General features: G+C 63.8%; 32 protein-coding genes. 11 read left to right on the top strand and 21 right to left on the bottom strand.

Going from position 1 to position 24,717, the window contains the following annotated elements:
- Positions 1-76: 76 nt before the first annotated feature.
- The 3 genes from ASS64_RS12440 to rplU form a co-directional block, all read right to left on the bottom strand.
- On the bottom strand, positions 77-619 hold the full coding sequence (locus tag ASS64_RS12440) for a GNAT family N-acetyltransferase (RefSeq protein ID WP_067694903.1): 543 nt from the start codon (positions 617-619) through the stop codon (positions 77-79).
- Between the two features lie 223 nt (positions 620-842).
- Positions 843-1,112 (bottom strand): 50S ribosomal protein L27, encoded by a 270-nt coding sequence (rpmA, locus tag ASS64_RS12435; RefSeq protein ID WP_067694900.1) that lies wholly within the window; start codon positions 1,110-1,112, stop codon positions 843-845.
- Positions 1,113-1,124: 12 nt separating this feature from the next.
- Positions 1,125-1,598: a 50S ribosomal protein L21 gene (rplU, locus tag ASS64_RS12430; protein WP_067694897.1), complete on the bottom strand. Its 474-nt coding sequence runs from the start codon at positions 1,596-1,598 to the stop codon at positions 1,125-1,127.
- Between the two features lie 113 nt (positions 1,599-1,711).
- Here rplU and ASS64_RS12425 point away from each other — a divergent pair, with 113 nt between their 5' ends.
- On the top strand, positions 1,712-2,305 hold the full coding sequence (locus tag ASS64_RS12425; RefSeq protein WP_157075185.1) for a hypothetical protein: 594 nt from the start codon (positions 1,712-1,714) through the stop codon (positions 2,303-2,305).
- Between the two features lie 66 nt (positions 2,306-2,371).
- Here ASS64_RS12425 and ASS64_RS12420 read toward each other — a convergent pair whose 3' ends face one another.
- The 14 genes from ASS64_RS12420 to coxB all read right to left on the bottom strand — a co-directional run bounded on the left by ASS64_RS12420 (position 2,372) and on the right by coxB (position 13,630).
- Positions 2,372-2,794, bottom strand: a complete 423-nt coding sequence (locus tag ASS64_RS12420; protein WP_067694891.1) for a hypothetical protein — start codon at positions 2,792-2,794, stop codon at positions 2,372-2,374.
- A 74-nt stretch (positions 2,795-2,868) separates the two neighbouring features.
- Complete coding sequence (locus tag ASS64_RS12415) at positions 2,869-3,336, bottom strand: molybdenum cofactor biosynthesis protein MoaE (protein WP_067694889.1); 468 nt, start codon at positions 3,334-3,336, stop codon at positions 2,869-2,871.
- The gene (locus ASS64_RS12410; protein WP_067694886.1) at positions 3,329-3,571 is read right to left on the bottom strand and encodes a MoaD/ThiS family protein; all 243 of its coding nucleotides are present in this window, start codon (positions 3,569-3,571) and stop codon (positions 3,329-3,331) included. Before ASS64_RS12410 ends, ASS64_RS12415 begins: the two co-directional genes overlap by 8 nt.
- 3 nt (positions 3,572-3,574) lie before the next feature.
- A complete protein-coding gene (locus tag ASS64_RS12405; RefSeq protein ID WP_067694883.1) occupies positions 3,575-3,874 on the bottom strand; it encodes a Rossmann fold domain-containing protein in 300 nt (99 codons plus the stop codon).
- The gene (locus ASS64_RS12400; protein WP_067694881.1) at positions 3,871-4,245 is read right to left on the bottom strand and encodes a dihydroneopterin aldolase; all 375 of its coding nucleotides are present in this window, start codon (positions 4,243-4,245) and stop codon (positions 3,871-3,873) included. The genes ASS64_RS12405 and ASS64_RS12400 overlap by 4 nt, the downstream gene beginning before the upstream one ends.
- A gap of 65 nt (positions 4,246-4,310) precedes the next feature.
- Positions 4,311-5,204, bottom strand: coding sequence for a class I SAM-dependent methyltransferase (locus tag ASS64_RS12395; protein WP_067694878.1), 894 nt, complete (start codon positions 5,202-5,204; stop codon positions 4,311-4,313).
- A complete protein-coding gene (gene thrC / locus ASS64_RS12390) occupies positions 5,204-6,595 on the bottom strand; it encodes a threonine synthase (protein WP_067694876.1) in 1,392 nt (463 codons plus the stop codon). The genes ASS64_RS12395 and thrC overlap by 1 nt, the downstream gene beginning before the upstream one ends.
- Before the next feature lie 50 nt (positions 6,596-6,645).
- Positions 6,646-7,224: an SURF1 family cytochrome oxidase biogenesis protein gene (locus tag ASS64_RS12385; RefSeq protein WP_067694872.1), complete on the bottom strand. Its 579-nt coding sequence runs from the start codon at positions 7,222-7,224 to the stop codon at positions 6,646-6,648.
- Positions 7,225-7,305: 81 nt separating this feature from the next.
- Entirely contained in the window at positions 7,306-8,127 is an 822-nt protein-coding gene (locus ASS64_RS12380; protein ID WP_067694869.1) for a cytochrome c oxidase subunit 3, read from the bottom strand.
- Positions 8,128-8,193: 66 nt separating this feature from the next.
- The gene (locus ASS64_RS12375; RefSeq protein WP_067695280.1) at positions 8,194-8,766 is read right to left on the bottom strand and encodes a cytochrome c oxidase assembly protein; all 573 of its coding nucleotides are present in this window, start codon (positions 8,764-8,766) and stop codon (positions 8,194-8,196) included.
- A gap of 124 nt (positions 8,767-8,890) precedes the next feature.
- A complete protein-coding gene (locus ASS64_RS12365; protein ID WP_067695262.1) occupies positions 8,891-9,808 on the bottom strand; it encodes a heme o synthase in 918 nt (305 codons plus the stop codon).
- 23 nt (positions 9,809-9,831) lie between these two features.
- Positions 9,832-10,791, bottom strand: coding sequence for an alpha/beta fold hydrolase (locus tag ASS64_RS12360; RefSeq protein ID WP_067694866.1), 960 nt, complete (start codon positions 10,789-10,791; stop codon positions 9,832-9,834).
- Positions 10,792-10,870: 79 nt separating this feature from the next.
- A complete protein-coding gene (ctaD, locus tag ASS64_RS12355; protein WP_067694863.1) occupies positions 10,871-12,589 on the bottom strand; it encodes a cytochrome c oxidase subunit I in 1,719 nt (572 codons plus the stop codon).
- 30 nt (positions 12,590-12,619) lie between these two features.
- Positions 12,620-13,630, bottom strand: a complete 1,011-nt coding sequence (gene coxB, locus ASS64_RS12350; protein WP_067694860.1) for a cytochrome c oxidase subunit II — start codon at positions 13,628-13,630, stop codon at positions 12,620-12,622.
- Positions 13,631-13,895: 265 nt separating this feature from the next.
- Here coxB and pyrE point away from each other — a divergent pair, with 265 nt between their 5' ends.
- From pyrE to ASS64_RS16715, 8 genes are read left to right on the top strand one after another with little or no spacing between them, the layout of a single operon-like run.
- A complete protein-coding gene (pyrE, locus tag ASS64_RS12345; RefSeq protein ID WP_067695259.1) occupies positions 13,896-14,477 on the top strand; it encodes an orotate phosphoribosyltransferase in 582 nt (193 codons plus the stop codon).
- Positions 14,474-15,217, top strand: coding sequence for a pyridoxine 5'-phosphate synthase (locus ASS64_RS12340; RefSeq protein ID WP_067694857.1), 744 nt, complete (start codon positions 14,474-14,476; stop codon positions 15,215-15,217). The genes pyrE and ASS64_RS12340 overlap by 4 nt, the downstream gene beginning before the upstream one ends.
- Complete coding sequence (gene acpS / locus ASS64_RS12335) at positions 15,214-15,615, top strand: holo-ACP synthase (RefSeq protein ID WP_067694854.1); 402 nt, start codon at positions 15,214-15,216, stop codon at positions 15,613-15,615. The genes ASS64_RS12340 and acpS overlap by 4 nt, the downstream gene beginning before the upstream one ends.
- Entirely contained in the window at positions 15,612-16,487 is an 876-nt protein-coding gene (gene lepB / locus ASS64_RS12330; protein ID WP_234002394.1) for a signal peptidase I, read from the top strand. Before acpS ends, lepB begins: the two co-directional genes overlap by 4 nt.
- A 23-nt stretch (positions 16,488-16,510) precedes the next feature.
- The gene (locus ASS64_RS12325) at positions 16,511-17,623 is read left to right on the top strand and encodes an AI-2E family transporter (RefSeq protein ID WP_157075184.1); all 1,113 of its coding nucleotides are present in this window, start codon (positions 16,511-16,513) and stop codon (positions 17,621-17,623) included.
- Complete coding sequence (locus ASS64_RS12320) at positions 17,613-18,857, top strand: DUF3089 domain-containing protein (RefSeq protein WP_067694847.1); 1,245 nt, start codon at positions 17,613-17,615, stop codon at positions 18,855-18,857. The genes ASS64_RS12325 and ASS64_RS12320 overlap by 11 nt, the downstream gene beginning before the upstream one ends.
- Positions 18,833-19,321, top strand: coding sequence for a Holliday junction resolvase RuvX (gene ruvX / locus ASS64_RS12315; protein WP_067694844.1), 489 nt, complete (start codon positions 18,833-18,835; stop codon positions 19,319-19,321). Before ASS64_RS12320 ends, ruvX begins: the two co-directional genes overlap by 25 nt.
- Before the next feature lie 10 nt (positions 19,322-19,331).
- On the top strand, positions 19,332-19,493 hold the full coding sequence (locus ASS64_RS16715) for a hypothetical protein (RefSeq protein ID WP_157075183.1): 162 nt from the start codon (positions 19,332-19,334) through the stop codon (positions 19,491-19,493).
- Here the strand turns inward: ASS64_RS16715 and ASS64_RS12310 are convergent.
- The 3 genes from ASS64_RS12310 to ASS64_RS16850 are packed head-to-tail and all read right to left on the bottom strand — an operon-like array spanning position 19,484 to position 21,507.
- The gene (locus tag ASS64_RS12310) at positions 19,484-20,380 is read right to left on the bottom strand and encodes a transposase (RefSeq protein WP_198147707.1); all 897 of its coding nucleotides are present in this window, start codon (positions 20,378-20,380) and stop codon (positions 19,484-19,486) included. The genes ASS64_RS16715 and ASS64_RS12310 overlap by 10 nt on opposite strands.
- On the bottom strand, positions 20,368-21,339 hold the full coding sequence (locus tag ASS64_RS12305; RefSeq protein WP_067694841.1) for a hypothetical protein: 972 nt from the start codon (positions 21,337-21,339) through the stop codon (positions 20,368-20,370). The genes ASS64_RS12310 and ASS64_RS12305 overlap by 13 nt, the downstream gene beginning before the upstream one ends.
- Before the next feature lie 15 nt (positions 21,340-21,354).
- On the bottom strand, positions 21,355-21,507 hold the full coding sequence (locus tag ASS64_RS16850; RefSeq protein WP_198147706.1) for a hypothetical protein: 153 nt from the start codon (positions 21,505-21,507) through the stop codon (positions 21,355-21,357).
- Between the two features lie 133 nt (positions 21,508-21,640).
- Here ASS64_RS16850 and ASS64_RS12300 point away from each other — a divergent pair, with 133 nt between their 5' ends.
- Both ASS64_RS12300 and ASS64_RS12295 read left to right on the top strand, forming a co-directional pair.
- Entirely contained in the window at positions 21,641-22,087 is a 447-nt protein-coding gene (locus ASS64_RS12300) for a PaaI family thioesterase (RefSeq protein ID WP_067694838.1), read from the top strand.
- A 1-nt stretch (position 22,088) separates the two neighbouring features.
- Positions 22,089-22,496, top strand: a complete 408-nt coding sequence (locus ASS64_RS12295; protein WP_067694835.1) for a PaaI family thioesterase — start codon at positions 22,089-22,091, stop codon at positions 22,494-22,496.
- A gap of 4 nt (positions 22,497-22,500) precedes the next feature.
- On the opposite strand, the gene ASS64_RS12290 is transcribed toward ASS64_RS12295, so the two are convergent.
- Positions 22,501-24,702, bottom strand: coding sequence for a transglycosylase domain-containing protein (locus tag ASS64_RS12290; protein ID WP_067694833.1), 2,202 nt, complete (start codon positions 24,700-24,702; stop codon positions 22,501-22,503).
- Positions 24,703-24,717: the final 15 nt, after the last annotated feature.

Raw genomic sequence — 24,717 nt, 5'->3', positions numbered from 1 at the left:
CCCCGCCTGCACGGGGGATCGATGAGAACAGACCCCGCAAGCGTACCAGCTTGCGGGGTCTTTCTTTCGCGTGCCGTCAGGCCGCTTGTGATGAAGTCTGGTCGGCGGCCTCGAGGTCGAGCCGGAACAGCGCGCAGGGTACGTCCTCGCCCCGGGCGCAGCTATGGCGCGGCGCGACCTTGCCCGTGGGCAGGAAGCCTATCTTACGCAGCACCTTGCCCGAGGCAGGATTGTCGATGAAGTGACCGGCCTCGATCCGGTTGTGGCCGAGCAGCCGCGCGATTTCCAGAACCCCGCTGGCCGCCTCGCTGGCAAACCCGCGTCCCCAATAGGGCCGCGCAATCCAGTAACCGATCTCCGCATCGGCTCCCTCGCAGGGGTCGATCCCAATGCAACCGATCAGCTCCGAGCCTTCGGCGGAAGGCAAGGTAATCAGGAACACCGGATAGCGCTGATCCTGCTCGCGCATGACGAATTCGCGGGCATGTTTGGGGAGATAGGGCCATGGCGCGCGGGCAAGATTGCGGACCACGCCTTCATCGGCAATGCCGCCGAACAGCGCTTCTGCATCTTCGGGCCAGGCAGGCCGCAACAGCAGCCTTTCGGTCACATGGAACATCGGTAATCTCCCCGTCTATCCACGCTCCGGGCTCCTAGGCCGGACGCGTGACAATTGCATGATGGCGAAAGAAAATTTCGCCGCGAAATCGAAGAGGGAGAAACGACGAGAGGGAGACGGCCCCCTTCCCTGGCGGAAAGGTCCCATCTCCCTCTTCGGCTGCCGGATCATGGACCCGGCTGGGACCGTCCCGTTTGGACGATCCCGTTATCGGAGCGTCCGGTTATTCGGCGGCTTCGGCCAGCATGTCGACCGAGACGAATTTGCGGTCGAGCTTGCCCTTGTGGAAGCGCACAATACCGTCGGTAAGGGCGAACAGCGTGTGGTCCTTGCCCATGCCGACATTGGCGCCCGGATAGAACTTGGTGCCGCGCTGACGCACGATGATGTTGCCGGCGACGACGTTTTCGCTGCCGAACTTCTTCACACCAAGGCGACGACCGGCTGAATCGCGACCGTTGCGCGACGAACCGCCTGCTTTCTTATGTGCCATCGTCCGTGTTCCTTACTTCTTGTCTTCGGTCTTCTTGGCGGCTGCCTTCTTGGGCGCTGCCTTCTTGGCCGGAGCCTTCTTCGCAGCCGCTTCCTTCTTCGGAGCAGCCTTCTTGGCCGGCGCCTTCTTTTCTGCGGCGTCGTCCTTCTTGGCAGCTTCCTTCTTGGGAGCGGCCTTCTTGGCGGTGCCGGTGCCGACATCGGTGATGCGCAGCAGGGTCATCTGCTGGCGATGACCGCTCTTGCGGCGATAGTTGTGACGGCGACGCTTCTTGAAAACGACGACCTTTTCGCTCTTCGCCTGCGCAATGATCTCAGCCGAAACGGTGACCTTGCCGGCGTCGGAAAGCGTGTCGCCCTCGCCCGCAAGCAGGACATCACCCAGCGTAACGGTATCGCCGGCTTCGCCAGCCAGCTTCTCGACCGCGATCTTGTCTCCGGCGGCAACCCGGTACTGCTTGCCGCCCGTGCGCACTACTGCGAACATGGTGGTTATCTCTCGTTCAAATTGCTGTGCCGTGATCTTGCGAGTGCACGGCGCGCCCGTCAGGCCGCCAGAGGCAGCCCCGGAAAGAAGCGTGCCGTTAGGCGAAAGGAGTGGTGAAGTCAACGCTTGCGGCGAGGAAAATTGCATCCTCGCTGGTGCATGGCGACGCGCGTGATATGGAGAACGCGATGATCGATCGCAAGCACCTTGTCGCTCCGCTCGCTGCAATCCTGCTGGCAGGATGCGCGAGCACCGCCTCGGACCGTTACCCCTCGCTCGCGATCCGCGATGTGGAACGCGCGGAAGGAACCTTCGAGCCGGTGCCCAGCCCAAGGCTCGACGTTCCCGAGGTCGAGGTAGACCTTGCCGGCGGGCTGGAAGCGCGCCTTGCCGCCCTGCTTGGCCACGCGCAGGCTGCGCACACAGATTTCACCAGCGCGGTTCCCGCTGCCGAACGCCGGGTCGAGGCCGCCGCGGGCAGCGCCATGGGTAGCGACAGCTGGGCTGCGGCCCAGGTCGCGCTGGCGGATCTCGATTCGGCGCGCAGCAACGCCGCGATCGCGCTGGGCGATCTCGACATCCTCTTCACCGCCGCGACCGTGCAGGCGGAAGATGCCGCGGCGATCGCCGCTACGCGCGACGCGGTCGTCGCGCTGGTGGCCGAGGAAGATGCGGTGCTCGAACGGCTGCGGGCACGGGTCCGCTAGGCCGCATACCAAAAAGCGCGGAGCCGGTTTCCCGACCCCGCGCCTCTCCCCAAACTGTCTAGGCGGTCAGACCAGCGCGGCGATCGTCACCGAGGCCACGCCCCAGCCGAAGATCAGTACCGGCAGGATCAGCACCTGCGCTGCCGCGTCGCGCGCGGTCACCCGACCGGTGTGGGTCGATATGCCGCGGCTTACAAGCTTGTCCCAGCTCATATTGCGCGCGCGATGGCCGGGCGCCAGCCGCGTCCAGATAAGCGGCAGGCCAAAGCCGGCAACAATGAACAGCGCGAAGATCGCCATCGGGATGATCAGGCCCGGCGTCGACAGCCCGGCCGCCATCACCGCCAGAAATCCCAGATAGAGCCCGACGGTCGCGAAATAGAGCCCCTTGGGAAGCTCGAAGCTGCGGTCGGCATCGTGCGCAACCTTGGGCGATTCGACGATGGCGGCCTGTTGGACAACCAGCTCGCGGGTGAAATGCTTGGACATGGCGGGCTCCTTTGTTGGAGCCTTGATGCCCCTGTCCCGGTGTCCATTCCTTGATCTCGATCAAGAAGCGCGGATTATTTCCAGCGTTCGAGGTCGATCCGGTCTCGATCGCGCGGCTCGATCCAGTGCCAACCGTCGCTGCGCCTTTCGCGTTTCCAGAACCAGGCGGCGGATTTGAGATGATCCATCAGATAGTCGGCAGCTTCGAACGCATTGCGGCGATGCCGCGCGGCTGTGGCAACCAGCACGATCGGCTCTCCCGGCCTCATCATCCCGATCCGGTGCCAGGCGAGCGCGCCGACCAGATTGAATCGATCGTACGCCGCTTGGGCCAGGTCTTTCATGCCCGCGAGGGTGAGCTTTTCGTAATGCGACAGCTCGAGCGCTTTCACATCGCCATCGGGCCGCACCTTGCCGAGAAAGGACACGATCCCGCCCGCCTCGCCATGGGCGGCATTGAACGCGGCCAGCGCCTCGCCCACCGACAGTCCCTTGTCGAGCAGCCGCACATCGAGCGGCGCCGAGAGCGAAAGCCTAGCCACCGCTCACCGGCGGCAGCAGCGCCACCTCGTCCCCGTCGCGCGCGGCAAGCACGGTCTTGTCGGCCATAACCTTGCCGTCACACGCGACATTGACGCGCTCCTCGTTCAATTGCTCGGCAATCGCCGGCCCGACCGCCTCCAGCAATCCCGCCCAGTCGAGTGGCCCGGGAACCTCGCGCTCCTGCTCCCCCGCGAGATCGCGCAAGGGGCCGAGGAAGAGGATGCGCACGCCCATGGGTCAGGTCTCCAGATACTGGCCGGTGATCCCCGGCGCGTTGGCTAGATAGGCTTCGGTCGCATCGACTGCACCGCCCTCGCCCGCCACCATGTTGATCCGGCGCGGCGCGTGCTTTCGCGCAAGGCCCGCAACGATTGCGATGCGCCATTCGCGATGGGTGTGATCTGCCACGGGCATGGCCAGCATGACGTCCTCTTCGCTGGCGAGTATATCTTCGACATGCGCCAGCCAGTGCTGGTGGAAGACGCCCGCGGCGGCGAGCGGGTCGTCGGGCAATCCGTCGACCGCGATGCGCTTCATTCGCGCCGCTCGCGATGCAGCGTGATCCCGATCTTCTCGCCCGCTTCGGCTATGGCCAGCTTGACGATCTTGACCGTCACCGCCTCGACCCGCTTGTCCTGCAGGAAGAGTGTCTCGCAGACGTGATCGGCAACCGCTTCGATCAGCTTGAAGTGCACGCCTTCGGGCAACGCCTCCGACGCGGCGAACTTCAGGTCCATATAGTTCTTCGAATGGTCTAGCGACGTGTCGGGCTCGTAACGATACAGCGGCTTCATCCGCACCTGAATGGTGAAACGCAGCGGCTGCGGCCGGCCGGTTTCTTCGGAGTAAATGCCCGTGAGCACATCGTGCTCGAATTCGGCCACTTCGAGGATCAGCGAATCATTCATTGGCAGCGGCCTTAGCGCATCGCCCCGAAAAGTGGGCACCGGTTTTCGGGTAAGGTGATGCGCCATCAAGCGCGCGAATTGGACCAGCGCGCGAAGATCGCGGTGGGGAGCAGGCGGCCCGAGCCATCTTCCTGCACCGCGAGGTCGCCGTGCTCCACCTTGCCCGGCAGCCCGGCAAAGACTTCATCGAGCAAGCCCCCCAGCGCCAGGCTGCTCATGCGGACGGCATAGACAGTGAGGAACAGAAAGCTGCTGTCGGAATCGAGCAACTGCCGACAATCGGACACGAGATCGGGCAGCCCCTGCTCGAGCCGCCAGACCTCGCCATCGGGACCGCGCCCGAACTTGGGCGGATCGAGAATGATCCCATCATAGCGCCGCCCGCGCCGCACCTCACGCGCGGTGTATTTCATCGCATCCTCGACCAGCCAGCGGATCCGGCGACCGGAAAGCCCGGCCAGCGCGGCATTCTCACGCGCCTGCGCAACCGATTTCTTGCTCGCATCGACATGGGTGACGCGGCCGTAACGGCTAAGCGCCTGCGTGCCGACGCCGGTATAGCCGAACAGGTTCATCGTCTCGGCGTTGGTCGCATCGCCCAGTTGCTCGCCCATCCAGTCCCACACCGGCGCCATATCGGGGAAGAAGCCGAGGTGGCGGAACGGCGTACATTGCGCGGTAAAGCGCGCCTCCTCGCCCCAGCCCAGTTCCCAGCCATCGCGCGGGACGGATTTGGAATACTGCCAGCGCCCGCCGCCATCCTCGTCGCTGCCCGGGACGAATTCACCATGCGCATCCCAAGTCTCGAGCCGCGGGGACCACATGGCCTGCGGTTCGGGGCGGATGAAGCGATAGTCGCCGTATTGTTCGAACTTGCGGCCATGCCCGCTGTCGAGCAGGCAATAGGCATCCCAGCCCTCGCCCACCATAAGAACCGGATCGCGAACAAGCTCGGACATCAGGACGCGTGCCCAAGGATATGATCGCGCACCGCTTCATAGGTGCCCGGTAGCTCGGCATAGGCTTCCTCGCGCGCGAAGAGGTCGCCGACACGCGAAGGCAAGGCAGGCCGCGATCCCGTGGCGCGTTCGACCGCGTCAGGGAATTTTGCAGGATGTGCCGTCGCCAGCGTGACGACCGACACGTCGGCGGGAAGCTCAAGCGCACGCGCAGCGTGCAGGCCGATCGCGGTGTGCGGATCCACGATCTCGGAGCATTCCGCGCTGGCCCAGCGCATTGCGCGTGCCATGTCGTCCTCGTCGGCGCGCAGGCTGGTGAACAGGGCGGAGGCACCCTCGCGCTGGGCGTTGGTAAGCTGCATGGCTTTCGCCGCTTCGAACGCGCGCATCTGTTCGGCCAACGCCACGCCGTCGCGCCCTCCCACGTCGAAAAGCAGACGTTCGAAGTTCGAGCTAACTTGAATATCCATGCTCGGAGCGGCGGTTGGGGTGACCGTTCCGGTCGAATAATCGCCCGCCGAAAGCGCGCGGTGCAGGATGTCGTTGACGTTGGTTGCCACGATCAGCCGTTCGATGGGCAGGCCCATGCGCGCAGCAACATGGCCCGCGAAGACATCGCCGAAATTGCCCGTCGGCACGCTGAAGGCGAGCTTGCGCTCAGGTCCACCGAGATGGAGCGATGCCGCGAAGTAATAGACTACCTGCGCCATCAGCCGCGCCCAATTGATCGAATTGACCGCTCCGATCCGGTGCTTCGCGGTCACGTCGCTATCGGCGAAGATACGCTTCACCATGGCTTGCGCATCGTCGAAGCTGCCATCGATAGCGATGTTGTGAACATTGGGCGCGCGCACCGTGGTCATCTGGCGGCGCTGGACGTCGCTGACGCGGCCCTTGGGATGGAGCATGAAGATCTCGACCCGGTCGAGCCCCGCCACCGCATCGATAGCCGCGCTGCCGGTATCGCCGCTGGTTGCGCCGACGATGGTCAGATTGCCGCCCTCGCGCGAAAGGAATTCCTCGAACAGCAGGCCGAGCAATTGCAGCGCCACATCCTTGAAGGCGAGCGTCGGTCCGTGAAACAGTTCGAGCAGCCACTGACGCTCGTCGAGCTGGGTCAGCGGCGTCACGGCCGCGTGAGCGAAGCGGCCATAGGCCTGCGTGGTCAGCTCGCGCAGGCATTCGGGCGTCAGGCAGTCGCCGACGAAGGGGTGCATTACCCGGGCCGCGAGCTCGTCATAGGGCAGCCCGCGCATTGCCGCGATCTCGTCGATGGAGAACTGGGGCCATTCCTCGGGCACGTAAAGGCCGCCGTCGCTGGCGAGGCCGGCCAGCGTGACGCCGGCGAAATCGAGCGCAGGGGCGCTTCCGCGGGTTGAGACGTATTTCATCGGCAAAGGCGGTTAGCGGGGCGCGTAGGTACGAGCAAGCAAGCGGCTCTTTAATCCGCCCTAGCCCGCGTGGAGCGACGGCGCAGCGCGAGGAAGTAGATGACCAGCGCCGTCAGCGCGAAGAAGAACCACTGGCCGGCATAGGCAAGGTGGTTGTTGGGCAAGGATGCAGGATCGGGCTGCGCAAGCGGTTCGAGGCCGGTTGCAGGCTTGGTAGCGACGATCCTGCCCCCCGGAGCGATCACCCCGCTGATTTCACCACCATCCCATTCGACAGGGGTAGGATCGCGGGAAAAGCCGATATCCACGAGTGCCGGGCTGCCATCTGCAAGGCGGCAAGTCGCGCGCTGGGCCACGCCGTTCCGACCATCCGCACTTCGACCCGCTATCGAGGTCATGCTCTCAACCTGCTCGCAGGCAACCGTGGTGCGCCGGTAAAGCAGCTCGTCCCGTTCGGCGGGATCGGCAGGGTAGTCGACCTCGCTGGACATTGCCGCAGCCTGCTGTGCGCTGGCGATGAGGGCTTCCTTCTCGCCCTTGCGATCGAGCTGCCATATGCCGAGCGCTATCATCGTCGCGACCGCCGCGACTACGATGATGGTCGGGAAAACCGGAACCCGCATGGTCATGTCAAATCTCGTCGCATACGAGAAGGGCAGCCGCGGCGATGCCGGACTGCCCTTCGCGTGTTTCAGTCCTGTCGACTGGCATCAGTGGACGGCAGCGCCCCAGCCGCCCCAGATGTAGACGACGATGAACAGGAACAGCCACACGACGTCGACGAAGTGCCAGTACCACGCAGCCGCCTCGAAGCCGAAATGCTGGCGCGGGGTGAAGTGGCCCTTGTAGGCGCGCACCAGGCACACGATCAGGAAGATCGTACCGATCAGCACGTGGAAGCCGTGGAACCCGGTCGCCATGTAGAAGGCCGAGCTGTAGGTGTTGCCGCCGAATTCGAACGGAGCGACCGCATATTCGTAGGCCTGGATCGAGGTGAAGATCACGCCAAGGATGATCGTCAGCCAGAGGCCCTTCTTGAGGCCCTCGCGATCGCCATGGATCAGCGCATGGTGCGCCCAGGTCACGGTGGTACCCGAACACAGCAGGATCAGCGTGTTGAGCAGCGGCAGGCCGAAGGGGTCGATCACATATTCGATCGCCGCGGGCGGGAAGGTCCCGCCGATGACGTCGGACAGCTCGCTGGGGAACAGCGCGAAATCGAACCAGCTCCAGAACCAGCCGACGAAGAACATCACCTCGGAGGCGATGAACAGGATCATGCCATAGCGCATGTGCAACTGGACGATCGGCGTGTGGTCGCCGCGTTCGGCTTCCTTCACGATGTTGCCGAACCAGGCGAAGAAGGTCGCGATCAGGCCGGCGATGCCGAGGCCGAGCACGAGGTGCGCGCTGGCCATCTCATGCATGTAGAGCACCAGGCCGCTGGTGAAGGTGAGCGCCGAGATCGAGCCGATGAACGGCCAGATATCGGGTTCGAGAATGTGATATTCGTGATTGACGTTGCCAGCCATAGTACTCGCGTCCTGGGTTTCGCTTTGCGGGTGCCCTTAATGCGCGATGGCGCGCGGGTCTAGGGTCTACTCGGCAGATTCCAATGCCCGGTGGAAAGTATAGGAGAGCGTGATCTGCTCGACACCCTCCATATTCGGGTCGTCGAGCGCTTTGGGGTCGACGAAATAGAGCACCGGCATGCGCACTTCCTGCCCAGGTTCAAGCACCTGCTCGGTGAAACAGAAGCACTGGATCTTGTTGAAATAGGCGCCGGCCTGTTCGGGCTCGACATTGAAGGTGGCGGTCCCGGTTATCGTCTCGTCCGACGTATTCTTCGCGAGATATATCGCCATGTCGCGCTGGCCAATGGAAACGGTGTCGGTCACCTGTTCGGGGCGGAAGCTCCAGGGAACATCGCCCGCCGTCGTGCCGTCGAAGCGGATCGAAATGGTCTTGCCGCCGGCGCTCGCGCCGAGGCGTTCGGCTAGCGCCGCGTCGCTTTCACTCGCGCGCTGCGTAGTGCCGCCGAAGCCGGTCACCTGGCAGAACAATTCGTACAGCGGGACCGCGGCATAACCGAGGCCGAGCATGGCCAACGCGCCGCCGAGAGCCAGCAGCGCGGTGCGATTCTTGCGGGTTTCGAGGGTGGCGGCAGTCATGGCGTGGTTCACATCCGTGCGATTGTAATCACGTAGAAGAGAATGGCAAAAAACAGCAGCAGACCGCCGAGCACGAGATTGCGGCTCTTCTGGCGGCGCTTGTATTCGGTTTCCTCGTCGGGAGTCATGCGATCCATCCCAGGTTGAGAAGCACCCGGTCCACCACCAACGCGGCGAACAGTGCGAAGAGATAGAGGATGCTGAAAGCAAACAGGCGCTTTTCGGGCCTCATAGTGTCGTTCTCGCCCGTTTGCCGGAAAGCGACCGGAACCGAAAGCGCAAGGAAAGCAAGCGTCAGCGCAAGCGAAGCAACACCGTAGACGATGCCGGTCCCGCCGATGAACCATGGCGCAGCGGCAATCGGCACGAGCAGCACCGAATAAGCGAGGATTTGGCGACGCGTCGAGGTCTCGCCCCGCACGACCGGCATCATCGGGATGCCGACATTTGCGTAATCGGTCTTCACGAACAGCGCGAGCGCCCAGAAATGCGGCGGCGTCCACATGAAGATGATCAGGAAAAGGAGCACCGGCATCAATGTGACCTCGCCGGTCACCGCGACCCAGCCGATCAGCGGCGGAAAGGCGCCCGCTCCGCCGCCGATGACGATATTCTGCGGCGTCCGCGGCTTGAGCCAGATCGTGTAGATTACCGCATAATAGATGATCGCGACGAACAGGATCGCCGCCGCCAGCCAGTTCAGCGCGAGTCCCATGATGAGCACCGAAGCGACCGAAACCAATATACCGAAATCGCGCGCATCGGTCGGGTTCATCCGCCCTGCCGGGATGGGACGCTTGGAGGTGCGCTTCATGCCGGCATCGAGATCGGCTTCCCACCACTGGTTGAGTACAGCCGAACCGCCGGCCCCCATGGCAATACAGAGAATAGCCGTAAAGCCGAGTACCGGATTGATGTTACCCGGCGCCGCGAGCAGGCCGCACAGGCCGGTGAAGATTACCAGGCTCATCACGCGCGGTTTGGTCAGCGCGAAGAAGTCGCGCCATTCCGCCGGGAGCTGTGTGGAGGCAGTATGGGTCATGGAATCGGGCGCCATATAGGCGTTCAGATGCGATTTAGCCAGTCAATCAGGATGCGATTCACCGCATCGGGGCGTTCCTGCTGCGTCCAGTGTCCGACACCATCGAGAACATGGCCCTCGGCCTTTGGCGCAAACATCTTCATCAGCGCGACCGGATCCTCCACCGCGCCGAACAGAAAGGTCGCCGGATCGCGTGTGCCACCGATGAACAGCGCAGGCTGCTCAATCCGCTTGCCCGCCCAGCCCTTCAGCCATTCGTAATCCGTATCGTGATTGCGATATCGGTTGAGCGGGCCGCGAAAGCCGGAGGCCTTGAACTCTGCTTCGTAGAAATCGAGATCGTCCTCGGTCAGCCAGGCGACTGGCGCGGGATCGGGCAGGCCTTCGAGAAACGTCGCCCCCAGCGGCTTGTCCCAGTAATCGCCCGGCGGCACGTCGCCGCTAATCGAATACATCATGCGCTGGACGAAATCGCGCGGGTCCTTCTCCGCCTCGGCCTCCGCGACGCCGGGCTCCTGGAAATACTCCTGGTAGAAGAATCGCCCCTGCGACGTGAAGTGCTCCCGGAAGACCTCGGTAAACGGCCGACTCGGAACACCCGCGAAGGGCACCGATAACCCTGCAACCGCGCGGAAATGGTCGGGATGGGTAAGCGCCGAATTCCACACGATCGGTGCCCCCCAGTCATGGCCGATCAGGATCGCGGGATCATGGGGGGAAAGTGCCTGTCTCAAGCCCACCAGATCGCCTACTATCCGCTCCATCGCATAGGCTTCGACCGGATCCGGCTTGTCCGATCCGCCATAGCCGCGCACATCGATCGCGCAGGCGGTAAAGCCCGCTGCCGCGATCGGGCCGATCTGGTGCCGCCATGAGTACCAGCTCTCGGGAAATCCGTGGACCATGACGACGAGGGGGCCCTCGCCCTCGATCGCACAGCGCAGCCTCACCTCTCCCGTATCGACGGTACGCATTTTGGGCATTGGGCTGACACTCCGGACGAAAGAAAACGGCCGGTCCACCATGGGACCGGCCGCTCTCGTATGTCCAGTGCCTTGAAGCCTACGCCGTGGCGGGCTTGGCCTCGCTCATGTGGTCGTGGGCCGTGTGATGGTCCTCGATCACCGGTAGCGTCTCGAACTGGTGGAACGGCGGCGGGCTCGACAGGCTCCATTCGAGCGTGGTCGCACCTTCGCCCCACGGGTTGTCGGCTGCTTTCTTGCCGGCCACGAAGGCGTAGACGATGTTCACGAAGAACAGGACCATCGACAGGGCCATGATGGTGTAGCCGAGCGAGCTGATCTCGTTCCAGTAGGTGTAGGCATCGGCATAGTCGGGATAGCGACGCGGCATGCCCTGCAGACCGAGGAAGTGCTGCGGGAAGAAGATCACGTTCACACCGATGAAGAAGCCCCAGAAGTGGAGGTGCGAAAGTAGTTCGGAGTGCATCCGGCCGCTCATCTTCGGGAACCAGTAGTAGAAGCCGGCGAAGAGCGAGAAGACCGCGCCCATCGACAGCACGTAGTGGAAGTGTGCCACCACGAAGTAGGTATCGTGGACCACGTCGTCGATGCCGCCATTGGCCAGGTAGACGCCGGTCACGCCGCCGACGGTGAACAGGAAGATCATGCCGATCGCCCACACCATGGGCGATTTGAACTCGATCGACCCACCCCACATGGTGGCGATCCAGCTGAAGATTTTCACGCCCGTCGGGACCGCAATGACCATGGTCGCCGCGGTGAAGTACATCTTCGTGTTCACGTCGAGACCGACGGTGTACATGTGGTGCGCCCACACCACGAAGCCGACGACGCCGATCGCGACCATGGCATAGGCCATGCCGAGGTAGCCGAAGACCGGCTTGCGGCTGAAGGTCGAGACGATCTGCGAGATCATGCCGAAGCCCGGCAGGATCATGATGTAGACTTCGGGGTGGCCGAAGAACCAGAACAGGTGCTGGTAGAGGACAGGGTCGCCGCCGCCGGCCGGATCGAAGAAGGTCGTGCCGAAATTACGGTCGGTGATCAGCATGGTGATCGCCGCGGCAAGGACCGGCAAGGCCAGCAGCAGCAGGAAGGCGGTGACCAGCACCGACCAGACGAACAGCGGCATCTTGTGCAGGGTCATGCCCGGTGCACGCATGTTGAAGATGGTGGTGATGAAGTTGGTCGCGCCCAGGATCGAGCCGGCCCCGGCAAGGTGCAGCGAGAAGATCGCGAAGTCCACGGCCGGACCTTGGCTGCCCGTGGTCGAAAGCGGCGCATAGACCGTCCAGCCGACGCCCGCGCCAGGCCCCGTGCCACCCGGCACGAACAGCGAGAACAGCAGCGAGACGAAGCCCGCGACGGTCAGCCAGAACGAGACGTTGTTCATGCGCGGGAAGGCCATGTCCGGTGCGCCGATCATGAGCGGAACGAACCAGTTGCCGAAGCCGCCGATCATCGCCGGCATGACCATGAAGAACACCATGATCAGGCCGTGCGCAGTTATGAACACGTTCCACATATGCAGCGAGGTATCGAAATCGGGCGTGCCACCCATGAACTCTGCCCACCACTGCAGGTACTGGATGCCGGGCTCTGCCAGCTCCATACGCATGATGCCCGAAATCGCGCCGCCGATGATCCCCGCGATGATCGCGAAGATCAGGTAGAGCGTACCGATGTCCTTGTGGTTGGTGGACATGAACCAGCGCGCGAAAAAGCCGGGCTTGTGATCGGCATGATTGTGCGCATGGTCGTCGGTGTGAGCCTGGAAGCTGTCGGCGGTGGTGGCCATCGTGCTATACTCTCGAGCTAATCGTAAATCTTAAACGGTCGGGTCGACAGGAGCCGCCCCGGCACCCGGTGCGCCCGGCGCCGCGCTTTCGGGATCCTGCAGCGGCACGGCCGCAGGGTCGGCTTCGATGCCGGCCTCGTCGGCACCGGCGATCGTACCGCCCTGCGCCAGAACCCAGGCGTTGTACTGATCCATCGGCAGCGCCTCGACTGCGATCGGCATATAGCCGTGCCGCGCGCCGCACAGTTCCGAACACTGGCCGTAATAGACACCCGGCTCTTCGATCATCAGCAGCTTTTCATTGAGGCGGCCCGGGATCGCGTCGAGCTTGAACCACAGGCTGGGCACCGCGAAGGAGTGGATTACGTCGGCGGCGGTGGTCTGGAACCGGATCGGCACGCCGGCCGGCACGACCATGCGATTGTCGACCGCGAGCTGGAACGGCTCGCCGCGCGCTTCTGCTTCTTCCTTCGTCAGCATGTTCGAGACGATTTCGAAATCGCCATTGTCGGGATAGGCATAGCCCCAATACCATTGGTAGCCGATGGCCTTGACGGTGATCGCGTCCTTCGGCGGCGACTTGTACTGCGCGCTCAGTAGGCCGATCGAGGGAACCGCGATGCCAAGCAGGATCAGCGCGGGAACCACGGTCCACACGACTTCGATCAGCGTGTTGTGGCTGGTCTTGGAAGGGACCGGATTGGAGCGCTTGTTGTATTTGAGAATTACCCAGACAAACAATGCGAGGACGAAGAGGCTGATAAGCGCCATCACCCAGACGAGGCCGATGTGCAGCGCATTGGCCTGGTGCCCGATCGGCGAATACTGCGTCTGCACGTCGATGCCGGCAGGGATCGGCATGCCCTTGCCTTCGGTCGGCTTCATCGGCGTGTAGGCACCCGACCCTTCGGCAACCGCTTCGGGATCGGCGACGTCGGCTGCCGCCGCCGGATCGATCGTCTCGAGCTGCTGGCTCGGAGTCGCTTCGGCAACTTCCTGCGCGCTCACGCCCTGCGCACCAAAGGCAAGCATCGCGGCCATCGCAAGGCTAGTAGCAATCCGGTGGAACCCGTTGAGGGAGCCGAGAATTTTCATCGTCGTGGCACTCTTTCGTGTCGTGTCTCGTTCCGGGCCTGCCGACCGGCGCGAATCCCGTGTGCGCGGCAGGACGCGCCCCTGGCAGGGGCCCGATTGCGCCCGCCTATAGGCAGGGTTTGCGAATGCCTCAAGCGGGTGGCCGATAAAAATGTGCAAGCAGTTTTGCCTCTTGCGCAATCGCGCGCGAGCCGCTTTGGACCGCAGCATCATGACCGATGACGAAATCCTCCACGAATTCCGCGCCAGCGAGGCGCTGCTCGAAGGCCATTTCAAACTCTCGAGCGGCCGCCACAGCGGGCATTACCTCCAATGTGCGCGGGTGCTGATGAATCCCGAGCGTGCGGCAATGCTTGCCTTTGCGCTGGCACAGAAGCTTCCGCGCGACATTCGCAGCCAGATCGACGTGGTTGTCAGCCCGGCGATGGGCGGCATCATCATCGGCCAGGAAATGGGCCGCGCGCTGGGCAAGGATGCGATGTTCCTCGAGCGCCCCGACGGCGAATTTCATCTGCGCCGCGGGTTCCGGCTCGAACCCGGCGCCAAGGTGCTGATGGTCGAGGACGTCGTCACGACCGGCCTTTCCAGTCGCGAGGCAATCGCCGCGGTCGCCCGCGAAGGCGGCGAGGTGATCGCCGAAGTCGCGCTGGTCGACCGCAGCAACGGTTCCGCCGATCTGGGCGTGCCCTTCTACCCGCTCGTCGACATCAACTTCCCGACCTATGCGGAAGACGAGTTGCCCGAGGAACTGGCGTCAATCGAAGTAACCAAGCCCGGGAGCCGGAAGGCTTGACGGCCCCGCTGCGCCTTGGGGTCAATATCGACCACGTCGCCACGATCCGCAATGCGCGCGGCGGCGACCACCCCGATCCGGTTCGCGCCGCCGAAATTGTAGCGGCGGTGGGCGGCGACGGCATTACCGCGCATCTGCGCGAAGACCGGCGCCACATCCGCGATGCCGACCTCAGGCGCATCCAGGCCGCGACCGACCTTCCACTCAACCTCGAAATGGCAGCGACCGAAGAGATGCTCGCGATCGCTCTGGCCCATACGCCGCATGCCGCCTGCATCGTCCCCGAGAAGCGCGAAGAGCGCACGACCGAGGGCGGGCTTGATGCAGCCGGGCTGCACAACCAGCTCGCACCGATCGTGTGGAAGCTGGCCGATAGCGGCATCCGCGTTTCGCTGTTCATCGAGGCGAACGAACGGCAGCTTGAGGCTGCACAACGCCTCAAGGCACCCGTGGTCGAATTCCATACGGGCGAATATGCGCATGCCGGGCTCGATGGCGATAGCGAACGCGCGGATCGCGAGCTCGAGCGAATCGCGACAATGTCGAAGCTCGCGCGCGAGATGGGCATCGAGCCGCACGCCGGGCACGGTCTGACTTATGAGAATGTAAAATCCATCGCCGCCATTCCCGAACTCGCCGAGCTCAATATCGGGCACTACCTCGTCGGCGAGGCGGTGTTCGTCGGGCTCGAAGCCGCCGTTCGCCGCATGCGCGACCTGATGGACGAGGCGCGCGCATGATCATCGGTCTCGGTTCCGACCTGTGCAATATCGAACGCATTCAGAATTCGCTCGACCGTTTCGGCGAACGGTTCGAGCAGCGTGTCTTCACCGAGATCGAGCGCGCCAAGGCCCGCCGTCGTCCCTTCACAATCGCCGGGACCTACGCCAAGCGTTTTGCCGCCAAGGAAGCTTTCTCCAAGGCGGTCGGCACCGGCTTTCGCCGCGGCGTGTTCATGAAGGACATCGGGGTAGTGAATGCCAAATCCGGCGCCCCCACCCTTGCGTTGACCGGCGGCGCGGCGATCGTGCTTGCGGAAATGGTGCCGCACGGCCATGAGGCGCGCATTCATCTCACCCTCACCGACGACCACCCATGGGCACAGGCCTACGTCATCATCGAGGCCATACCCCAGTGACCACCGACGCCACGGCAGTGAACAAGAAATCCGACAAATCCGACGAGAAAGTCGACTGGATCGCGGAAATCCGCGGCCTTGCGCTGATGCTGCTGGCAGTCTTCGCCTTTCACAGCTTCATCGCCAAGCCGTTCTACATTCCGTCGGAATCGATGATGCCCAATTTGCTGGTCGGCGACCGGCTGGTGGTGAGCAAGTATCCCTATGGCTGGAACTGGAGTTCGATCAGCTTCCATCTGGCCCCGCGCGAGGATTGGCGTATTGCCGGATCGACGCCGGAATATGGCGACATCGTCATTCCCGTGCATCCGCAACGCGACGAGGATTACATCAAGCGCGTCGTCGCCCTGCCCGGCGATCGCATCGCGGTCCAGAACGGTCAGATCGTCCTGAACGGGTCTCCGGTCGAACAGAAGGTCGAACCCGCGATCGCGCTTCCGCTCGATGCCAATTCGCGGTGCGACGGTTTCGGATTCGACGACTTTCGCGCCGAAAATGCAGCCGGCGAACGCGTCTGCCGCGTCCCCGTCTTGCGCGAAACGCTGCCCAATGGTGCGACCTATCTGGTGATCGACCACCAGAACCAGGAACTCGACAATTTCGCAGAGATCACGGTTCCCGAAGGCCACGTCTTTACCATGGGCGACAATCGCGACCATTCGGCAGACAGCCGCGAACTCAACCACCCGCGCGGCCTCCTCGGCCCCATCCCGCTGGAGAATATCGGCGGGCGTGCCGAATTCATCACCTTCTCGCTCGACGGGACGACGAGCCTGAATCCGATTAGCTGGTGGACGAGCCTTCGCGAAGGCCGCGCATGGTCAACCCTGCGGCCTGCCATCGTGGAACGAAACCCCGTTCCCGAACGCTAGGGGCCTGCTAAAGGGGGCGGCACATGGCCGACAAGATACAGGACATCGACGACCGCGACCTGGGCACCAGCCCGTCGCGTATCAACGATCCGCGCATCCGCCACGAGGTTTCGCGAGCCCTCGTATGGGTGGCGGTAGTCGGCGGCGTGGCACTGGCGGTCTGGATCGCTCGCCCCCTGCTGGTGATTTTCGGCGCAATGGTCTTTGCCTCGATGATCGATGGCGGCGCGCGGCTGCTTGGGCGGGTCCTGGGCATCGCTCGCGCCTGGCGGGTCGCGATCGTGCTTGTTGCGACCGTCTCATTCCTTCTGTGGCTCGGATATTTTGCCGGCTCGACGATTTCGCAGGAGGCAGCCCAGTTGCCCGCGATCGTCGAGCGCCAGCTGGGTGAACTGGTCGCCTGGGCCCGGACTCAGGGCTTTCAGGTCGATCAATCGCAGCTGCAGAATTATCTCGGGAATATCGGCAGCGGGATCAGTACGGTCACGCGAGCGCTCGGCGGAATCCTCGGCGGCGTTGCGACCATCGTGCTGATCATCGTTATCGGCGTCTATGTCGCGATCGACCCGCAGCTTTACGAACGCGGCGTCGCCTGGATGCTCCCACGTGAGCAGCGGGACCGGTTCTTCATTACTGCCTCTAAAATGGGCCAGACAATGCGCCGCCTGATGGCCGGCCGGCTGCTCGGCATGTTCGTGGAAGCTGTTTTCACTTACGTCATGCTCGCCTGGGTTGCACCGCTGTTCGGGATCGGCGCGGTCCCAATGGCCGCATTGCTCGCGATTCTGACCGGCCTGCTCGCCTTCGTCCCCAATCTCGGCGCGATCATCTCGGGCGCGCTAATGGTACTGGTCGGCTTTTCGGGGGGTGTGGAGATGGGCATCTACACCATCGCGGTCTATTTCTTCGTCCAGAATTTCGACGGTTACGTCGTCATTCCGATGATTGCGAAGAAGACGGTCGATCTGGCGCCTGCGCTGGTGCTCGCCTTCCAGCTGATCATGGGCATATTGTTCGGCATAATCGGCCTCTTCCTGGCCGATCCCCTGCTTGCGATGATCAAGGTCGCACTGGAGCGGCGAGCCGAGCAGGCGGGCGAAAGTTCGAAGAAAGAGGTTGCACCCGATGGCGCGTAAATTCCTGTATTTCGTGGCGGTCTGCATCGTCGTGGTCATCGTCGGCGCGATCGCGCTGACGATCTGGTCGCGCGAGGCGACCGAGATCGCCTTCGTACCGCGCGGCGAATTCGTCGAGCAGGAACCGCTCGCCGCCAATGCCTATCAGGATCCGGCCATGTGGTATTCGCGTCCCGGCCTGGGCACGCGCGATCCCGCCCGATACCAGCCCGCGATTGCCGAGACCGCCCCCGATCCGGCCGAACGCGCGCCCTCGCCCGAAGCCCCGGCCGCCGAACGCAGCCTCGATGCGGCCGATCCGCTGGCGACCACCTCTTCACGCGCGGGAGAAGCAGCGGCGAGCCGGGAGCTTCCGAGCTTCGCCGTGTTCTTCGTTCCGCCGACGAGTTACACCAAGGGAGCGCTGGGCGACTGGAATGCGGCACTCAACGATGCCGAGACCGACCAGCTCGCCGCGGTATTCCTTCGCGGCCTGGCCAGCCCTTTCAACCGCGCCGACGAGCTATGGGCCCCGAAATACCGCCAGGCCGCGGTCGGCGCATTTTTGACCGACAAGCCTGAAGCGACACTGGCGATCGACGCGGCTTATGCCGATGTCGCACAGGCGTTCGACTATTTCGTCTCCAGCATCGGCCCCGACAAGCCCATCGTCCTTGCCGGTCACAGCCAGGGCTCGACCCATGTCCTCAGGCTACTTCGGGACAAGGTCGCTGGCACGCCGCTCGAACCGCGGATCGCTGCGGTCTATGCGCCGGGCTGGCCGATCTCGGTCGAACACGATCTGCCGGCCCTGCCGCTGCCCGCCTGCGCTACGGCCAACCAGCCTGCCTGCCTGATCGCCTATGCCAGCTTTGCCGACGATGGCGACCCGGGCCAATTGCTCCGTCGCTACAGCATGATCAACGGGCTCGATGGCGAGCCTCGCGGAGAAGACGATCCGATCGTGTGCGTCAATCCGTTGACCGGCCGGGTCGGCGGCTCGGCCAACGCCGACGCCAACCTGGGCACGCTTGTGCCGAGCGACAATCTTGCCACGGCCGAACTCATCGCGGGCGCGGTCCCCGCCCGATGCGACGAACAGGGGCTGTTGCGGATCGGCGATCCACCCGAACTGGGCGAAGGCGTGCTGCCGGGCGGCAACTACCACGTCTACGATATCCCGCTGTTCTGGAAGAACCTGCAGGAAGACGTGATTGCGCGAGTAAAGGCATGGACGAGCGCGCAAGCATCGTAACCGACAATGCGCTGACCTATGGCGACGCGCTGCCAGAGGGCGGCGCGCTGCTCGGTCTCGACCTCGGCACCAAGACGATCGGAGTCGCGACATGCGATGCCGGCTGGCGCTTTGCCACTGCGGGCAAGACCCTATCGCGCAGCAAATTCACCAAGGATTGCAATGTGTTGCGCTCGCTTGTGCAGGAGCGTTCGATCAGGGGCGTGGTAATCGGCCTGCCACGCAATATGGACGGCACCGAGGGGCCGCGTGCACAGGCCAGTCGGGCCTATGCGAAAAACCTCGCCAAGGCGCTCGAACTACCGGTGCTCCTGTGGGACGAGCGCTGGTCGACTTCGAGCGCGGAAGCAGCGATGATCGGCCAGGACATGAGCCGCGTCAAACGTGCCGGGAAGATCGACAGCCATGCCGCAGCCGTGATCCTGCAAGGCGCGATAGACGCGCTCGCCGGCGGCGGGCTATAACCTCTATACCATGAGGCTGATCGACGCCCTCAAGCACCTCGTCACCGGCGAAGGTGCGGATCCCGACACCGGGCTCGCCCAACGCGAACGTTCGCTGTCGCGTGCGCTGGCGATTATCGGGGTTGTATTCGTGATCTTCGGCTTCGCCCTATTCGCCATGCTCTACACCTGAATTTCCGCCCGGCGCGCTTGTGCCTCGCGCGCGAGCATAAGATCTCCGGCCCGTTCTGCCTCACGCCACAGCGCATCGCGCGCCTGAGCATTGTCCAGCAATCCGCTGCGTGCCTCGAAGCACGCCAGCCGCATGCGGGTGCTGGGATGATTGCGCCCGAAATGCTCGGCCAGATCCTGCGCTTCATCGTCGCCCAATGCCACCGCACAGCGCATGAACGTCTCGCTTGCGCCAGGATTGATTACGCGGTCGACTCTCCCATTGCCCAGATCGAAGCCATACTGGTCGAACCAGTCCTGCCCTGCATCGACGTGCATGATGTTGAGCGAGACCGATGTCGCCTCTGGCGGCAATTGCGAATGGACATCGACATGCGCCCGGTAATGCATCAATTTGCCTTCGTTCAGTGCACTGCGCTCGACGAAACGAAGGCCGACGTCCTCCCCGCGAAATCCGGCGATTTCTTCGTAATCGATCTCGTAATAGTCGCTGCGATAGCCGGGACCGAAATAGCCCACGGTGAGGAAATCGAAATTGTGATCGTGCGGGATGCCGTATACGAAGCTCTCCGCCCCGCTGGCGCGAAAGCAGCTCTCGTCCTCGCTCGGCCAGATATTGGCGCGCAGGAAACAACCTGCGACGAGAGGCGAGAGCACGATGGCCTGCGGGCCATAGGCGCTGTCTTCGAAGATATCGCGGTGCCGTTCGCGCAATTGCTCGATCAGGAGATCGGCGAGAAAGCCTCGGTTGTTGGCGAGCCGTTCGAGCGCGGCCGCGGCGTCGGCAGTGCTGCGCCGGTCACAGGGATCGAATCCATTGGCGACGGCGTCGATCGTTTCCTCGAGGCTTGCCGAAGAAGATTGGGTGTTGGCAATCACGCGGGGCATGGCGCGCTCTCCTTCTGCGTGAACTGAGGATGGGCTTCGACCAGCCTCGCGCACAGGGCCTTGGCTGGCGAATACAACGAATCGCCGGGACTGCGCGCGATCCGTTCAAGCTCTTCGAACCCCGTGCCGCTATCCAGTGCGAGGCATTCGCGCAGGGCCTGCCAGCGCAAGTGATCGCTACCCGATCGCGCCATCTCGGCAAGCACCGGTGCGGCATCGACGCGTCCCATCCGCCCCATCAGCGCCATCATCATTTCGTGGCGGCTCTCACGCCGATCGCCGCTAGCCCGGTGGACCAGCCTGCCCGTAGCAAGATCGAACTGCCGGGTCGGCTGCGGACGGCGTGCGATGCGCGCAAGTCGCAAAACAAGCAGTCGGCCTTCCGCATTCTGGACAATCCGCGATTGCGTTGCATCGGCGAAGCGCAGGCATTCTCCGGCCATGATGCGACGCGGAACGCTATCGATCCTCGCACTACCGCCATGGTCCTCGACAATATCGAGCAGTGCGAGCTCGGCCCGACCCGCCAAAACGATCTCGTGCCGCTCCGCGTCGGGGAAAGTGGCGGTCGCGGGTGAAGTAGGCCCGCCCCTCCCATCATGCAGCGCGAGGGCGAGCGTGGCCCTTCCCCTCGCCCCCAGCTGCAGAAAATGAAAACCGCCGCGCGACTGGTGGCGGAAGGCCAGTTGCGCCAGCGGGTTTTCGCGGTGGAGTGCGACCAGGCGGCCCACCAGCGGAGCGATCAAGGAATGTGCCGCCCCTCTTTGCGAAACAAGCCGATTCAGCCCGGAACAGTCTTCCAGCTCGGCTCCCGCACCATAGGCCCCCAACCCGGCGAGCACCGCTGCGAGCCCGGGCTCCTGTCGGCAGTCTTCAACCGCCTGCGCGACCGCGCTGCGCATGGTGCGCTGCGCGGCATGGTCGCCCCGCAGCGCGCCGATTTGCGGATCGATATGCATCCGGTTGCGCCCCGGTCAGAGCAGCATTTCGACTGCCATGTGGTCATGGACATAGACCATGATGACCACGATCGTATCGTCGGATGCGCGCGTCGGCAGGCTGCCGAAAAGGCCGCTTACTGCGTCAAGGCCGGGCAGATCGCCCAAATCGAGCTTGGGAAGATTCATGGTTTGCTCCCGTCAATAAAGCGGACCTCGACCCCGTGCCCCCGTCCGCCATGTACGAGAATGACGGCGAGAGGCGCGCGCTTGAAATTAAAACATTGTAAGGGCGCGAGCTGCGCGGCTATCGCGGCCCGCGATGAGCGAGACTGCGCGAAAATTCGATCCGGCACAGGCGACGTCCTTTTTCACCGGACGCGGTCATTCGGGCTGGCTGGGCCTCAGATATTCGGACCATGGCGACGACTGGGTCGAACTCGAATTGCCCTGGCGCGAGGATCTGCTCGGCGAGGAAGGCCAGCGCGTATTGGCCTCCGGCCCCATCCTCAGCCTGATGGACATGGCCAGCGGCATGGCGATCTGGCGCGCAATGGACGAGTTCACGGCGATTGCGACACTCGACCTGCGCGTCGATTACGTTCGGCCAGCCCGCGAGGGCGCCAGCGTGTTCGGACGTTCGCAATGTTATCGCCTGACCCGCAGCGCAGCATTTGTCCGGGGCCTCGCCCATGATGGCGACGCTGGCGATCCGGTGGCGCATATCCAGGCGGTCTTCATGAAGATCGCATCGACGGCGAGGCTCTGACATGGCGGAAACCCCCGAAATCGAGGCGTTGACACCCTATGCGCGCTCGCTCGGCATCACGCTCGAACGCTGGGACGACGGCACGCCCGTGCTGTCCGTGCCGTTCGAGGAAACGGTGGAAGGACGGCCCGAGCACTATCACGGAGGGGCAACCGGCGGGTTGCTCGAGACTGCCGGATACGCGGCGTTGCGCGCCGAGCTTGCCCGTCAGGATCGGGTGGCGACACTCAAACCGATCAATATCACCGTCCAGTATCTCGCCGCCGGCAAGAGCCGCACCAGCTATGCGCTGGGACGGATCACGAAGCTGGGCCGTCGTAGCGCGAATATCACGGTCGAAGCCTGGCAGGACGATCGCGCGCGTCCGATCGCGACCGCGGTGATGAACGTGCTGATGGCGGAGCCATAGGCCGCTAGTTTTCCGCGTCCCGTTCCAGTTCGCGCAAACGTTCGTCGCGACGGTTGCGGATTGCTTCGAAGCGGCGTTCGTCGGCGCGCCGGCGGGCTTCTTCGATCGCCGCCTCGTCGATCGCGACACCCTCTTCACCGAAGGTAATGTCCACCGGAATGCCGTCGATTTCGGTCGAGAAGACCGCTTCGCCTTCGCGAATGCGCAGGCGCGAATTGCCATCGCCGAGCGGAATGTCCTCAAGATCGGGCACATCCTGCGGTTCGATCGGGGTGCCCGGGTCTTCCTGCTCGCGCGGTGCGGGCTGCACGGGGGCGGCGCGCACATTCATTGCCTGGTTCATGAAATCGCGCCAGATCCGCGCCGGCAGTCCGCCACCGCTGATCCCGCCCTGGAGCGGGGAATTGTCGTCATTGCCGATCCACACGCCGACCACGAGGTCACCGGCATAGCCGACGAACAGCGCATCGCGATTGTCCTGGCTGGTGCCCGTCTTGCCGTAGTTCGGCCCGCGCAACATGGCGGCGCGGCCCGTGCCTTCGTTTATGGCTGCGCGGAGCATCGATTCGATTTCGTTATGCGTTTGGCCGGATAGGCTGTCGGGACCATCCCACAAGCGGTTCCACCAACCCAGCTCCTCCCGTGCGAAGGCATGGGGTTCGGCGGGAAAGGCATTTGCGGCGATTCCGGCATAAGCGGCCGTCAGATCGATCAGGGACATGCTGGTGGAGCCCAGCGCTATGCTGGGATCGCCCGCCACGAAGGAGGCACGAATGCCGAAGTCGCGTGCTGTCTCGATCACCTTTTCCGAACCGACCTCGTTGAACAGCCGCAGGGTCGCGACATTGCTCGACCGCGCCAGCGCATCGCGCAGCGTGATCGTTTCCGAATACCGCCCATCGGAATTGCGTGGGCGATAGCTGCCTTCGGTGATTTCGGTGTTGGCGATCGTATCGGTGGGCGACCAGCCGTTTCGCAGGGCGGCAAGATAGACGAAGGTCTTGATCGTGGACCCGGGCTGGCGCTTGGCCTGCGTGGCGCGGTTGAAGGGCGATTTGGCGTAGTCCTTGCCGCCGATCATCGCGACCACCTCGCCATTGCGACGCATGGCGACGAGCGCGACCTGCGCATCGCCCAGCGGAGCGCGCTGGGTTACCTGGCGGGCGATGTTCTGCAGCCTGCTGTCGAGCGTGGTGGTCAGCGTCTGGCGGGCATAGCCCTGCTCGGTAAGCTCGCGCGCTTCGGGCAACGCCCAGTCGGCGAAGTAGGTGCCGGTGGGCAGATCATTGCGTGTGCGCACATCGAGTGCGGGGGGCCTCATGGCGCGCGCTTCGGCCTCGGTGATATACCCGGCCGCGACCATCGACTGGACGACGATCCGCATCCGCCGCTCCGCACGGTCGTAGTGCTTGGTCGGCGCATAGGCGCTCGGAGCCTGCAACAGCCCGGCAAGCATCGCCGCCTGATTGGGTTTGAGGTTTTCCGGCTTGCGGTAGAAGTAGTGCAGGCTCGCCGCGCGCAGGCCGTAAACGTTGTCGCCGAAATAGGCGTTCGACAGATAGCGGCTGAGGATTTCATCCTTGGTCAGCCAGCTTTCCAGCCAGAAGGCGATCAGCGCTTCGCGCGCTTTGCGCGTCAGCGTGCGCTCGGGTGTGAGGAAGGTGAATTTGGCCAATTGCTGCGTGATCGTGCTCCCGCCGCCGGTACCGGTCCAGGCGGCGCGTGCGATACCGCGCGGGTCGACACCCCAATGCGAATAGAAGCGCCGGTCCTCGGTTGCGAGAAAGGCCTCGATCACATGGGGCGGTAGGTCCGATACCACGACCGGTTCGTCGGTAATCGCACCATTGCGGGCGATCGGCGTGCCATCGGCGGCCAGCAACGTGATCTGCGGCGCCGCGATCGGCTCGAGCGATTTGGACAGCGGTGCGGTGATCGCCAGCCAGGCGACCAGCACGATAAAAAGAGCGATTATTCCGGCCAGGATGCGCCCCACCCACCAGCGCTTGCGCCGTCCGCGCCAGTAGTCGCGCTGCCAGAACCGCAGTCGCTTTTTCTCTTCCGCAGCGAGCGCGCTGTCCAGCCGGTCGAGCCGGCTGTCCCAATCGTCGTAATCGAGGCCCTCATGCGTCGCGTAGTATCCGCGATGCACAGGGTAGTCCGCCTGCGGCTCGGACTTGCGCCGGAAGGAATCGAAAACGCCCATCGCCTACTGTGTTAA

This window comes from Erythrobacter sp. AP23, assembly GCF_001542855.1.
Classification (GTDB): Bacteria; Pseudomonadota; Alphaproteobacteria; order Sphingomonadales; family Sphingomonadaceae; genus Qipengyuania.
The sequence above is the reverse complement of the archived record's forward strand: the minus strand, read 5'-3'. Positions and strand labels throughout refer to the sequence as shown.

Coding starts and splice junctions, on each gene's coding strand:
- ASS64_RS12300 (WP_067694838.1), top strand. CDS start 21,641: ATGAGCGAGACTGCGCGAAAATTCGATCCGGCACAGGCGACGTCCTTT.
- ASS64_RS12395 (WP_067694878.1), bottom strand. CDS start 5,204: ATGTCCGAGCTTGTTCGCGATCCGGTTCTTATGGTGGGCGAGGGCTGG.
- pyrE (WP_067695259.1), top strand. CDS start 13,896: ATGACCGATGACGAAATCCTCCACGAATTCCGCGCCAGCGAGGCGCTG.
- ASS64_RS12400 (WP_067694881.1), bottom strand. CDS start 4,245: ATGAATGATTCGCTGATCCTCGAAGTGGCCGAATTCGAGCACGATGTG.
- ASS64_RS12385 (WP_067694872.1), bottom strand. CDS start 7,224: ATGACCATGCGGGTTCCGGTTTTCCCGACCATCATCGTAGTCGCGGCG.
- coxB (WP_067694860.1), bottom strand. CDS start 13,630: ATGGCCGCGATGCTTGCCTTTGGTGCGCAGGGCGTGAGCGCGCAGGAA.
- ASS64_RS16850 (WP_198147706.1), bottom strand. CDS start 21,507: ATGAATCTTCCCAAGCTCGATTTGGGCGATCTGCCCGGCCTTGACGCA.
- thrC (WP_067694876.1), bottom strand. CDS start 6,595: ATGAAATACGTCTCAACCCGCGGAAGCGCCCCTGCGCTCGATTTCGCC.
- ASS64_RS12375 (WP_067695280.1), bottom strand. CDS start 8,766: ATGACTGCCGCCACCCTCGAAACCCGCAAGAATCGCACCGCGCTGCTG.
- rpmA (WP_067694900.1), bottom strand. CDS start 1,112: ATGGCACATAAGAAAGCAGGCGGTTCGTCGCGCAACGGTCGCGATTCA.
- ASS64_RS12320 (WP_067694847.1), top strand. CDS start 17,613: ATGGCGCGTAAATTCCTGTATTTCGTGGCGGTCTGCATCGTCGTGGTC.
- ASS64_RS12310 (WP_198147707.1), bottom strand. CDS start 20,380: ATGCCCCGCGTGATTGCCAACACCCAATCTTCTTCGGCAAGCCTCGAG.
- ASS64_RS12440 (WP_067694903.1), bottom strand. CDS start 619: ATGTTCCATGTGACCGAAAGGCTGCTGTTGCGGCCTGCCTGGCCCGAA.
- ruvX (WP_067694844.1), top strand. CDS start 18,833: ATGGACGAGCGCGCAAGCATCGTAACCGACAATGCGCTGACCTATGGC.
- ASS64_RS16715 (WP_157075183.1), top strand. CDS start 19,332: ATGAGGCTGATCGACGCCCTCAAGCACCTCGTCACCGGCGAAGGTGCG.
- ASS64_RS12290 (WP_067694833.1), bottom strand. CDS start 24,702: ATGGGCGTTTTCGATTCCTTCCGGCGCAAGTCCGAGCCGCAGGCGGAC.
- rplU (WP_067694897.1), bottom strand. CDS start 1,598: ATGTTCGCAGTAGTGCGCACGGGCGGCAAGCAGTACCGGGTTGCCGCC.
- ASS64_RS12360 (WP_067694866.1), bottom strand. CDS start 10,791: ATGCCCAAAATGCGTACCGTCGATACGGGAGAGGTGAGGCTGCGCTGT.
- ASS64_RS12410 (WP_067694886.1), bottom strand. CDS start 3,571: ATGGGCGTGCGCATCCTCTTCCTCGGCCCCTTGCGCGATCTCGCGGGG.
- ASS64_RS12405 (WP_067694883.1), bottom strand. CDS start 3,874: ATGAAGCGCATCGCGGTCGACGGATTGCCCGACGACCCGCTCGCCGCC.
- ASS64_RS12420 (WP_067694891.1), bottom strand. CDS start 2,794: ATGTCCAAGCATTTCACCCGCGAGCTGGTTGTCCAACAGGCCGCCATC.
- ASS64_RS12305 (WP_067694841.1), bottom strand. CDS start 21,339: ATGCATATCGATCCGCAAATCGGCGCGCTGCGGGGCGACCATGCCGCG.
- ASS64_RS12380 (WP_067694869.1), bottom strand. CDS start 8,127: ATGGCTGGCAACGTCAATCACGAATATCACATTCTCGAACCCGATATC.
- ctaD (WP_067694863.1), bottom strand. CDS start 12,589: ATGGCCACCACCGCCGACAGCTTCCAGGCTCACACCGACGACCATGCG.
- ASS64_RS12295 (WP_067694835.1), top strand. CDS start 22,089: ATGGCGGAAACCCCCGAAATCGAGGCGTTGACACCCTATGCGCGCTCG.
- ASS64_RS12365 (WP_067695262.1), bottom strand. CDS start 9,808: ATGACCCATACTGCCTCCACACAGCTCCCGGCGGAATGGCGCGACTTC.
- acpS (WP_067694854.1), top strand. CDS start 15,214: ATGATCATCGGTCTCGGTTCCGACCTGTGCAATATCGAACGCATTCAG.
- ASS64_RS12325 (WP_157075184.1), top strand. CDS start 16,511: ATGGCCGACAAGATACAGGACATCGACGACCGCGACCTGGGCACCAGC.